Annotated in this window: 9 protein-coding genes; 1 reads left to right on the forward strand and 8 read right to left on the reverse strand. The window is 35.5% G+C overall.

All coding sequences use genetic code 11. The features are described from left to right. A partial coding sequence (locus H4J46_RS16885) for a hypothetical protein (RefSeq protein ID WP_220462886.1) occupies window positions 1-216 on the forward strand: 216 nt, incomplete at its 5' end. Between the two features lie 29 nt (window positions 217-245). Here the strand turns inward: H4J46_RS16885 and H4J46_RS00015 are convergent. From H4J46_RS00015 to H4J46_RS00050, 8 genes are all read right to left on the reverse strand, one after another. Continuing rightward, complete coding sequence (locus H4J46_RS00015) at window positions 246-830, reverse strand: DapH/DapD/GlmU-related protein (protein WP_182231558.1); 585 nt, start codon at window positions 828-830, stop codon at window positions 246-248. Continuing rightward, a complete protein-coding gene (locus H4J46_RS00020) occupies window positions 830-1,969 on the reverse strand; it encodes a glycosyltransferase family 4 protein (RefSeq protein WP_182231559.1) in 1,140 nt (379 codons plus the stop codon). The genes H4J46_RS00015 and H4J46_RS00020 overlap by 1 nt, the downstream gene beginning before the upstream one ends. Window positions 1,970-1,982: 13 nt before the next feature. Then, window positions 1,983-3,101, reverse strand: coding sequence for a hypothetical protein (locus H4J46_RS00025; protein WP_182231560.1), 1,119 nt, complete (start codon window positions 3,099-3,101; stop codon window positions 1,983-1,985). Window positions 3,102-3,154: 53 nt separating this feature from the next. After that, a complete protein-coding gene (locus H4J46_RS00030; protein ID WP_182231561.1) occupies window positions 3,155-4,369 on the reverse strand; it encodes an oligosaccharide flippase family protein in 1,215 nt (404 codons plus the stop codon). Between the two features lie 939 nt (window positions 4,370-5,308). After that, on the reverse strand, window positions 5,309-5,467 hold the full coding sequence (locus H4J46_RS16960; RefSeq protein ID WP_310650184.1) for a transcription termination/antitermination NusG family protein: 159 nt from the start codon (window positions 5,465-5,467) through the stop codon (window positions 5,309-5,311). A gap of 186 nt (window positions 5,468-5,653) precedes the next feature. After that, window positions 5,654-7,897, reverse strand: coding sequence for a polysaccharide biosynthesis tyrosine autokinase (locus H4J46_RS00040; RefSeq protein WP_182231562.1), 2,244 nt, complete (start codon window positions 7,895-7,897; stop codon window positions 5,654-5,656). Between the two features lie 15 nt (window positions 7,898-7,912). After that, a complete protein-coding gene (locus H4J46_RS00045) occupies window positions 7,913-8,347 on the reverse strand; it encodes a low molecular weight protein-tyrosine-phosphatase (RefSeq protein ID WP_182231563.1) in 435 nt (144 codons plus the stop codon). 12 nt (window positions 8,348-8,359) lie between these two features. Continuing rightward, window positions 8,360-9,475 carry a polysaccharide export protein gene (locus H4J46_RS00050; RefSeq protein ID WP_182231564.1) on the reverse strand — a complete coding sequence of 372 codons (1,116 nt, stop codon included), beginning with the start codon at window positions 9,473-9,475 and terminating at the stop codon, window positions 8,360-8,362. Between the last annotated feature and the right edge of the window lie 81 nt (window positions 9,476-9,556).

Consider the following 9,556-nt stretch of genomic DNA (forward strand, 5'->3'; position numbering starts at 1 on the left):
AAAAAAATAAAAAAAATAAAAAAAATAAAAACAACAATTTCTTTATTAACCTCATTTTTTTTTAAAATTAAATATGGACTTATTAAAGATAAGAGCACTGTGAATAACAAATTCAAGTCAGGGAAATTAAGTCGAGGACCAGCGAGCAGCATAAATAAGCAAATAAAAGTGAAAAATTTCATTAAGTTATATAACTATTATTGTTTGACATATTAAATCCATACTAAATATTTAAATCTTTCGTACTACTTACCAACAGGTACCCAACATTTTTCTATAGGATCAAAAGTTTTAATTACCTTAGCGGGGTTACCACAAGCAATGGCGTTCATTGGTATGTTTTTTGTAACTACAGAATTTGCACCAACTATAGAGTTCTCACCAATGGTTACACCAGGTAGTATTACGACACCTTCTCCGATCCATGTATTATCAGCTATAATAACCGGCCCACTACTTAATAATCTATCGGAAGCGACTTCCTGAGGTAAACTTTGATTTTCACCGGAATAATTTCCATGCTGATGATCTGTTATAAATACCTTGCCTGCAATTAGAACATTATTTCCTATGTGAATGTTGTTAATTGCAGCTATATGAACTGAATCATTTATTTGACAATTGTTGCCGAACTTAATTTGCTCTTTCTTTTCAGAAAGAGCATCTAAACGACAATACCTACCAGAAACAAATCCCTTTCCAAAGTTAATATTATTACTACCTCTTATAACTACGGGCAGTCTAATTAATTTTGCATCATGATGGAATATCTTAGTATAAATCATTGACATGCATAAATTAAAGATAGAGTAAATGTTATAACCTCTCATTATTTTCTTCCCAATATTTTGTTATAAAAATCGCTACGTTTTTTATCCAATATAGGTAATAAAAAATCTTCGGCTCGTTTTGAGTTTGTAAAAGAAAGTTTATTTCTAAAAGGTGCGTCATTAATTACTTTTTCAATCATAATCACTATTTCGTTAAATGAACCAGTTTTGACTAAGCATTCTCTAGGTAATATTTCCTCAAACCCAGGTAACGATGTAGCAATCACAGGTAGCCCAAAAGACATAGCTTCAATAGCAGCTCGAGGTATGCCTTCAGCTATACTCGGCTGTACGTATATATCAGCATTTCGATAGAGCTCTATCAACTCAACTTTATCAAGCAGGCCATGGAATTTAATATTATCATTCAGTTCCATATTCTTGACAGTAGCTTCATAATCACTATCAAAATGACCGCCTGCTATATTTAGCATAATTTTATTATTACCATTATTCACTAGCTGTTTTATACTTTCTAACAAAGTACTTATTCCCTTACGTTTATTCACCCCTCCAGCAAAAAGTATATTTATAGATTTTTTTACTTGTAAACTTTGATTATGTGCAACAGGGTAATGTACTTTATCTATATAAACATTACTTGAAATGACTCCTTCAGAATGAGGATATTTATTTCGAAGAAAATTAGAAACATAAATAGCTCCAGACGATTTTCTTACAAAAAAATTAAAACTCATTTTAAACAATAGTGTTATTAAAAGCCCTCCTTTTTTACTTGAAAATTGATCACCATCTGCAGCGACTTCAAGGATGTACTTTTTCTTTATAAAAATATTTAAAAAACAAAGTAACAATCCAATTAAACTAGGAAAATTAATTACAAGGAGGTCTGATCGTTTAATTGTCCTTATTATTTTAAAAATTGAAGTTGGAGAAAATAAGGTCATATAACTATTAATGGGGACTGGCAAATTGATTTTAGATGTATTGATTTTAGTAAAACCTAATAATCTGATGCTAGTTTTATTTTCTTTTCTATTTCTAGTAATCAAAGAAACATTGGTGCAACCAAAATTAAAAAAACGATCAAAATATTTTTCAGGCAATCCTACTGCTGTATAAATCCTACCTTTTTCATCACGATATAAACAGAAATCGTGAACATAACAAACGTTCATACAAATTACCTAATCAATAATTACTTTCTATTTTATTTAAAATAAAACGTCTTAACTTATTAGCTTCAATAAGAAGATCAATAGAGGTTTTATTTTTCTCAATAAGTTTATTGCTTAATTCGATTCTTTTATCCTCATTCGCTGCAAGTTTCAATATACAATGCTTCCAAGTAACTTTGTTAAATGGCAAAAACTCTTCCAGTACGTCACCAAAAACACTTACGACCTCAGGGACAGGGCAGGCAATAAAAGGTATTCCTAATTGAGAAAAAACAAAAGCTCTTCCCGCATTAGAACTCTCCTTGAACCGAAATACAAGATCGTGATATTTATCAGTTTTCCAAAAAAGACAACCCATCCGAGAAAATAGTATTTCGTAAAATTTATATTTATAATCGATTTGATTAGGTACTAATCCTATATCTACATCATTAAGTGACTCAAAAACTCCAGGGAAGGTATAATCAATATATTCAATTTTAAATTTATCACTATTTTCAGGTTTGAAATCACTTAAGTTACTTACAACTTTCAAAGTTACGTTATATGTTTTTGATAATTCACACAAAGCTGGAAAGATATAGTTTTTACTTTCTAAAAAGTGTCTATAATTCCCATGGTATCCGAAAATTAACATTTTACTTTTTTTTAATTTTAAAGGCGTTGTTTTACCTTTAAAATCTTCTATTAATTTAAGATAAATAGCTTCGCAACCATCACTTTCATAAAGATTTTGTAAATGCATAGAGTCTGCAATCACAAAATCACTGCACTTAATTTGATTATTTCTTTTTTTGATAAATTTAGAGTTTTTATCCCCAATAAAGAAGCGGGTTTGATAAAGGAAACTTTTCAAATTAAAGCGTTGTAAAGGAGCATGAACAACTCGCTCATGGTGAGGCTTAACTAACCCTATTAAAATGTTAGGGTTCTGAGATCTAGCTACTAATACTTCTTCATCGTCAGCATGTAATATAGCTACATCAAAGTTTTTATAATTATCAAAATCATTTCGCACTACTTCAAACTCTTCAAAAAGTTCAAACTTAGACTTTATTCCTTCCATAGGTATTCTAACACTACCAATTTTGTCCCCTCCATTAGCATTAAATACAATCCTAATTTTTTTCATTTAAACCTCTTTTTATAAATTCGACTTTCACAATTAAGTTTAAAACATTCATTTTAATAATGCTTCTTTACTGTAAAATACACTCTAAAATAAAAAACTATACATGCAGCTAATATTATTCCATTTAATACAGAGTAAATATCTGCATCTTCGCTTATGATTATTAAGTAGGACATATAACATACTAAGAACACTGTAGAATATATGACACTTTTAAAAAATTCTTTTTTAAAACCAAAAGCAATTAAAGCATTATTTCCTAGAATCCAACTAATGGAGCTAAGTGGAACAAGGATCGCTATGTAAGTTAAAATATCAAAGGCGCCTTTCATATCCTCGCCTCCTAAATACAGAATAAAATAATCACCGAAATTTTTAATAATTAAAAACGAAATAATTGAATATCCACTAAAAACAAGAAGGCAAGTTTTAATAAGTGAAAAATCTTTAGTTTTTATTATTCTTGGATAAATGATTTGATTAATAATGGATATCGGCATTCTAAAAAGCTCGACTATCTTAATTGCTAAATCAAACATAGCTAATACATTTGGGGTAAATAAAGAGCCAACAGTCAACGCACCAACCTTGACATTTAGGACTCCTGCAATTCTGGAAAAAAAATAAACAGAGGTTTCTTTAATCAAAAAAATCAAGTTTTCAAATTCGAACTTAACAAACTTCAAATTTATCTTATATTTAAGATATAAATACGAAATGAAAAGAGCAAACATAGATGCTAATATTTGAAATAGAACTAACAATAAAATAGCGCTGTCTTTCTCTATAAAAGAGAATACTAATAACAAATAGATAAAACGGCAAGGTAACTGAATAATTACTATTTTTTTTTGTTCTTCAATTCCATTAAATATGAATACTGGAAATAAACTTTCTAAAACCAAATATAAAAAACAAACTAAAACAAGAAGACTTACATCATCAATAAAAAAAAACACCAATAATATCAACGTCATAATAACAATAAAAAAAATAATTTTTATTGAAGATATAATACAAAACAAAATTGAAATTTGTAAACTATTACGCTCAGTCTCTGAAACTTTTTTAGTTCCTCCTAGGTCAAAACCAAAATTAACTAAAACTTGGAGTAGCGTAGCTATAACCATTGCAAACACGTAATCCCCATAAATATCTGCACCATAAGTTCTAATTAAATATGGATATACGATAAATGGAATAAGTAAGTTAAAAACTTGAAAAAGACTTAGTACTCCAAACTTTTCTATTATCTTTATGATAGCCATTTAATAATACATACCTTAAGTTATTCAATATATTGACGCACAAAAACATGTTCTCGGATTTTTTTGACTTTATAGGATCATCAATCTATAACTAATATATTCCATCCATTTCCATGATGTACATCTATAATAAACGAATAGATTTAAAATTAGGACTCAACGTCATTATTTGGGTTTAAACAATGACATGAATCGGTATAAGTTGATTCTATAACTGTAATTAAAGTGTTGCTTGTCATTCAAATATTTGGTTTATATAGTCTACTTTAATGTACAAATCCTGAGATAATTAATATTAACTATCGATGTATTGTGTTGCGTTTACGCAACATCAAAACTCAGATATATTTGTATCTTGCAACGGATTATGTTTTCAATAAAACAAGTAATAAGATTTTGAATCGAATTCAGAATGACGACAAAGATAGTAAGATTGCAGCTTGCAGCTTGCAGCTTGCGCCACATGACGGGCTATTTACTCGCTCCTCGCCAATAGGTTCCTACTTGTTATGGTACGCATAAATGAGAGTGTCTTATTTTTCAAGCTATAGATATAATATTTGTTATTTATATAAACTTTGGCCATGTGTTGTAAATAAAGCGAAGTAAAAGGCTAAAATAACCAAGACGGCATATCAAATTGTAGCGTAGCACTCTATATTTCTTAGTAGTTTTTAGTCACGCTTACGCCCATTGGTTTGGCTCCAGAAAGCAGTATTTATATCATCTTGTTTGCCACACACAGGTAATTACCCATGTTTTTTACAACGACCTGACTTTGTTGGCCTAACATTTTTACCATTAGTATGCTTAGCTCTAAGCCATCATTGGCTTAGTATATCGCCTTTAGTCCTTTCAATGAGCCTTGTATCAGTTCTACTGTGTCGCCTTGGCAATACGCGAGTAACTCAGTCAAGGTTTTGCCTTGTTTGTCACCGGCTATGCTTTTTTAATGTCATTGCTTATAACCGCTTGGTTCAAGCCAAAACAAACAAAACTACCGACACCTCTAGTTGAGCGAATGACATTAAAATTATCCACATACTTGTCTAGCTGTATAAATAAGTAATTGGGAAATAAAGGCTTAAACGCTAGTATTTTATGTCCCTTTTCTTGACGTTTTGGCTATTTTAGGGTGAAAATTTCATAACCTTACGCGGTTAAATTATCATAAGCACGCTATTCTTTTCTGAACTTACTGGTTAATACAAACCATTGAGTGTTTACCGCATTTAACATAACACTTGTAACTCGTAACCTGAAAATAGCCAATCGAATAACTAATTACTCATCTGATTTATATTCATAACCATAATACCCATATGCATTACTGGCTTTTTTAACTACGCCGTTAAATACCACGCCTTTTACGTCGATGCCGTTTTGTTCAAAGCGGTTACGGGTTAGCTCTATTTCGCGTAAATGGTTTTGGCCAAAGCGGGTTACTAGTAAGGTAGTACCTGCATGTGCGCTAACAATGGCTGGGTCGGTTACTGCTAAAATAGGCGGTGTATCTATAATAACTAAGTCGTACAGTGCGCTTACCTCGGCAATAAATTTACTAAAGTTGCTATGCATAAGTAGCTCTGACGGGTTAGGCGGTATTTGCCCGCGAGTAACTACACTTAGCCCTGCTACTAGGGTTGTATCTGTTACTTCCGCTAAGTTTAATCGCCCTGATAAGTAATCACTTAAGCCATTTTTCGTGTTTAAACCAAACTGAGTTTGCAGGTAGCCTTTGCGCATATCCGCGTCAACTATTAACACTTTTTTATCACTTTGCGCCAGTACGGCGGCTAGGTTTACCGATATAAACGATTTGCCAACGCCAGGGCTTGGGCCTGATATGGCAATAACGTTATTTTTAGCTTCCATCATCGCAAAGTGTAAGCTGGTGCGTAAACTACGCAGTGCCTCTATTGATAAGTCGGCTGGGTTATCAAGTGCCAGTATTGATTTTTCTTTATTGGCTTTAGCTGCCTTCCCTGTTTTTCTTATTCTGGAGAAGCCAGAAAGCTTATCTTGATAATCTGAGTACGGCACACTGGCATATACAGGTAGGCCAATGGCTTCGATCTCTGCTGGGTCTTCAACGCCTTTATGCATGGCTTTTTGCACTAATACAATAGCCACAGCTAACATGCCACCTAACAGTGTTGCCATTACCACGATAAGGGCTTTTTTAGGTTTAACCGGTTTTGAGCGGTTAACCTCGGCAAAGTCGATTACGCGCACATTACCTACGGTGCCGGCGCGCACTATGTCTAGCTCTTGGGTTTTACCGAGCAGTAACATGTATATTTGGTTACTTACTTCTATATCGCGCTTTAAGCGTAATAGCTCTTGCTGAGTTTTGGGTAACTTACCCACTTCGGCCACGAGTGTATTGCGTTGCTGTTTTACTGTGGCTACTTGCTCAAGTAAGCCTTGATAGGTAGGGTGATTTTTTTTAAATTTACGGCTCATTTCTAAGCGTTTAAGTTCTAGCTCTTGTAATTGGGTTTCAAGCTTTACTACTTGCTCAAGCACGCCTTGGGTTTCTAAGGTTATATTGATTGACTGGCGTTTTATTTGGTAGTCGTTAAAGCGCGCTTCGGCGGCTTCTAATTGCTGTTTAATTTCCGGCAGTTGTACTTCTAAAAATTCAAGTGACTTTTGCGCTTCGGCGCTGTTGCGCTTTACATTACGTTGCACGTAGATAGCCGCTACTTTATTGAGCACTTTTTCGGCGTAGTTGGCATCAGCGCTTTGTAAGCTTAAATTTATGATGCCTGAGTCTTTACCTTTTTCGCTGGCACCTATGTCTGCTTGTAGGTCTAGCACTGTATTTAGGCGGTTACGGCGCATAAGGCTAAATTCTGTGCCTGCGCGCGCGTTAAGCTCTCGCACGGTTAAATTAATAATGCCATTACTGAGCTCTTGCCCTACTTGCCCGGTTAATACCGTTTCGCCATTTGGGTTTTGCAGTGCTAGCTGATTATTAGCTAGCGCCACTAGGGTGTATTCACTGCCAATAGCGTAATTGGGTACGTCAAACCTAAATACCTTGATTTTTTCGCCGCCCCACGCATAGCTACTTGCACCAAAGCTTAGCGCGGCTAATACATTGGTTTGTGTTGGGTTAAATTTACGAAATGCACGGCCGCCGATAAAGGGGAATAATTTTGGCTTTGCCACTATATCTAACTTTAAGCTGTCGACCGCTTCGCCAATGACCGAGCGTGACTTTAGCAATTCGATTTCGGTGATGGCTGCCGAGGTGCTTTCGAACATACCGGCCATATCGTCAAGGCCTGGTACCGAACCGCCTGTTTCTTCAACTTGGATCATTGAAGTGGCTTGGTATATCGGGGTTGAAAACACCGCGGTTACTATGCCCGCGAGTAAAAATAACGTGGTAACAGCAATAATAAAATATTTGCGATCAATTAATGCGCCAAATAACGCCATTAAGTCGATTTCTTGATTTGCTGCTGGTTGATTGGTGTTTTGCTTATTTGCTGCAATGTTGTGGGGCTGAGCATTCATTAAACTAGCCATTCCTTATAAATACTTTTGCCAAGCGCTACAGGCGCTGTCGATTAATGTGTAAACGTGGTCAAACGCTTCGATACTTTTTCGGTAAGGATCGGGGATTTCTTTATCGCCAAGCCATTTGCCTAATAAAAATGTTTTACCACGGGCCTCCGGGTAACGGCTGTGCAGGTCGTCTAAATGGCGTTGTTCCATCACTAAAATAACACTATTTTGTGCCACCAGTTGCGAGTTTAGCTGCCTGCCTTGGTGGCTATCCATATTGATGCCGTGAGCTTGAGCAAGCTGCTTAGCTATGCTGTCAGCCGGTTTACCTTCTAGTGCGGTTAAGCCAGCCGACGATACGCTAATATTTTTGCCGGCCAGTTTTTCTTTTAATAGATATTCGGCCGTGGGGCTTCGGCAAATATTACCGGCACACACCACTAACACAGAATCAAACATCGTAATAAACCCTTATTTAGTCGTTATATCGTCAACACTGTTTAATGTCGCCATTGACGGTAGTAATAAACTGATAACGCGGTTCCAACGTGCTAACGGTGCTGAGGTGACATAAACAATATCGTGGGGCTGTAGCTGAAACTGCTCGGCTAATACCAGTGAGGCAATGTTTTTGGCATTTAATTGATATACATCAGCAATAATACCGTCGGTTTTTAGGTTACGCTTACGTAATACAAATACACCGTTGGCATCGGCGGTATTTTCGTTTAAGCCACCTGTGTCGCTTAATGCTTGTGCTAAATTTAAACCATAACGGGTTACGTCAACCGTACCTGCGCGTTTAACATCGCCGAGTACAAATACTTTTTGCGTATCGTCACGGCTTACATGCACAATATCGCCATGCTGTAATAAACGATTTTGCGAAATATCACCATTGGCGTAAAAGTCATTTAATTTAATCACTTCTGTGCTATTGCCGCGCGTAAAGGTAACCGTGCGCCAGTCGGCACGTTCGGTTAAACCACCCGCATGGTTAAGTGCGTCAATTAAGGTCAGCGGAATGTCTGTTACTGGGTAAACACCCGGCTTAGTTACTTCGCCTGTTACGTAGGCTTTTTGGCTTTTAAAACTGACTATTTTTACATCGACTTGCGGATTTTCTATTACGCGAGCTAAACGGGCGATTAAGTCATGACGTATTTCGCTTATGGTTCGCCCTGCTGCTGGGATATTAGCGGCATAAGCGTAAGTAACCGTGCCATCGGCTTGCACTTTAAAACCATCAAACTCTGCGGTACGCTGGGTACCTGCCGGTATAGTAAGCTCTGGGTGATCCCATACCCCTACCGTTACTACGTCACCAACCCCTAGTTTATATTCGTAGTTACTGGTATCAATACTGGTTAGGCTTGATGGGGCTTTAGCTTTTGGCTTTGCTTGTTTTTGTTGGTTGATTAAGCTTGAGTCGATTATTTGAATATTGATTCTTTCGAGTTCTTGCTCAATATTTGTTGTTTGATCGCCTGATGTTATACCTTGGAAATGGCTGCCGGGTATGATAGTACAGCCTGTCATCGTGAAAAATACGAGAGAGGTAATGAGTGATTTACAGCGTAACGCCATTGTGAAGAATCCCAATATTTTTTATTTTATTTAATTGTCCATCACACTTGATGGCTATTTATTTATTTATTTATTTATTTA

This window comes from Colwellia sp. MB02u-6 (assembly GCF_014077095.1).
GTDB lineage: Bacteria > Pseudomonadota > Gammaproteobacteria > Enterobacterales > Alteromonadaceae > Cognaticolwellia.

Bases quoted from the DNA above. Each gene is read 5' to 3' on its own strand.
- H4J46_RS00050 (WP_182231564.1), bottom strand. From the start codon at position 9,475: ATGGCGTTACGCTGTAAATCACTCATTACCTCTCTCGTATTTTTCACG.
- H4J46_RS00025 (WP_182231560.1), bottom strand. From the start codon at position 3,101: ATGAAAAAAATTAGGATTGTATTTAATGCTAATGGAGGGGACAAAATT.
- H4J46_RS00030 (WP_182231561.1), bottom strand. From the start codon at position 4,369: ATGGCTATCATAAAGATAATAGAAAAGTTTGGAGTACTAAGTCTTTTT.
- H4J46_RS00040 (WP_182231562.1), bottom strand. From the start codon at position 7,897: ATGAATGCTCAGCCCCACAACATTGCAGCAAATAAGCAAAACACCAAT.
- H4J46_RS00020 (WP_182231559.1), bottom strand. From the start codon at position 1,969: ATGAACGTTTGTTATGTTCACGATTTCTGTTTATATCGTGATGAAAAA.
- H4J46_RS00015 (WP_182231558.1), bottom strand. From the start codon at position 830: ATGAGAGGTTATAACATTTACTCTATCTTTAATTTATGCATGTCAATG.
- H4J46_RS00045 (WP_182231563.1), bottom strand. From the start codon at position 8,347: ATGTTTGATTCTGTGTTAGTGGTGTGTGCCGGTAATATTTGCCGAAGC.